The organism is Segatella copri, assembly GCF_024330485.1.
GTDB classification, from domain to species: Bacteria; Bacteroidota; Bacteroidia; order Bacteroidales; family Bacteroidaceae; genus Prevotella; species Prevotella copri_L.
On record NZ_JANDWX010000084.1, the window covers coordinates 1 to 1,854 of the forward strand.

Here is a 1,854-nt window from a genome sequence, read left to right on the forward strand (position 1 = left end):
GGCTCTTCGCAAATTTTGGTGCACATAGTGCTAAAGCTTAAGCGCAACCTTTTTCTCCAACAAGGTGATGGAGGCTCGTCCTGCCATAATTCGTTTTACTGTTTTTATCTTGCATACCGTTCCTTCAAGAATTCCATTGTTCCATTTGCTGGTAATGGAATTCTTGATGGCCTGGTAGTCGTCAAGCAAACCCATGGCAAACTTTTCTATTCCATCCACCCCACATCCAATGGCCATATTTATCCATTTGTATAGTCCCATTTTGTTCTCTCCACTCAATATCCCTTGAAATGTGGAGACAAAGTATTTCAAATCATACATGTTTTTTTGTTGCATGAAAATCTTGACAGATTCCGTCTTTGGTCTTGAATTAAAGTGTACAATTGCGTTCCAAAGATCATGCTCTTCCATTCGTATGCTTTCTTTTGATAGAAATTTCCTCATTCTTTCTTTGTACTCCCCATATTCATTTTTCCATTTCTCCCTCAGAATGGACAGCAACATTTTCATTGCATACTTTTTCCCCGAACCATGAACGCCCTTGACCACACCTGAGTATTCCAAAGTCTTTTTCTCTAAGATTCTATCTGATATGTACTTCACATTTTTATATACCCATAGTTGGCTAGGGTTGAGAAAACTCTCATAAGTTGCATCTAGCAGTTTCTTAATCTCACAACTGCTATAGCCTGTTTTGTCATGGATATCCTTTATAGAGAGCTCTTGATTTACATGCATTTGAAGACACAACTTCCGCTTAGCCAATGTTTTAGCTTTTTCCACGTCTTTACTCATTGAGTCCAAAGATGCATAAATACCTTGTAGCACCCAGGATTGATCTAAGACTGGAGGTTTGGGACCAATTTCACTTTTGTCCAACAAACGTTTTCTTTCATGCAAGAAGCGGCTTTGGACTTGTGGGAAAAGTGCTTTCGTCAAATTTTCCATAATATGGAATTTGTCTGCGACAACAGTTGCTGCAGGAAGAGCCTTCTTTATAGCCTTGATGTAACACTTGCCCCTATCGCGAGTGATGGTGGACACATGATGATAGAGGCTCAGGACTTCAGCGACCTTTTCGGAGTCTCTAGAATCAATCAATTCCAACACTTGACCAGTGTCATGATTGACGATGGCACTACCATACGAATAGCCTTTCCTTTTAGCAAAATCGTCTATACCAATGTTGGTTGCCGTCCTATCTGAAGCTAGTTTTATATTCTTGAGATGATTGATACATGTGTTGGGGCAGCAATGTATTCCCATATCCGACAATATTCTGGAAGCTGAGACTGATGACATCTGTAAGTGCACTTGGTTCATTAGTCTTGTACAGTCAATGGAAAATCTAGCATACTTGTTGAGCCAATCGGGCTGTTGCTCTGTAAAGAAATGACCATCGGCCTTACAGTGAAATTTACGCATATACAAAATCAGTGTAAAACGTTTTCCACCGAGCGGAGGCATGGTTACTTTCCTTTTTTGCCAGCCACGGGTATGATGTGTCTCGATATGGCAACGATCACAGCAAGCGCAAGTAGACTTGCTTTTTAGCGTCAGTGCCACTTCATCCTCTGTGATGGTATAGTTGATTATAACGAAATTAGCAAAGTGGGGGATGAGGAAAGCAACGAGGTTTTCTCCCACTTCAAAAGCATTTAATTTTAAATCCGTTTGGTTGTTTCCTAAATTTTCTGTACCTTTGCAAATGTTAGCGATTGTCTCCATTGTAAGTCTTATTTTTTGAACACTAATAAACTTACATTTTTTGTCGGACAATCGCTAACATTTTATATAAAACTTTCTTAAAGAATTCTGCAGTTGGGCATTATGCACCAAAATTTGCGAAGAGCC

General features: G+C 39.6%; 1 protein-coding gene. It reads right to left on the reverse strand.

Annotated elements, in window-relative coordinates; genetic code table 11:
* Nucleotides 1-30: 30 nt before the first annotated feature.
* The gene (locus NNC77_RS16385; protein WP_118082171.1) at nt 31-1,728 is read right to left on the reverse strand and encodes an ISL3 family transposase; all 1,698 of its coding nucleotides are present in this window, start codon (nt 1,726-1,728) and stop codon (nt 31-33) included.
* Nucleotides 1,729-1,854: the final 126 nt, after the last annotated feature.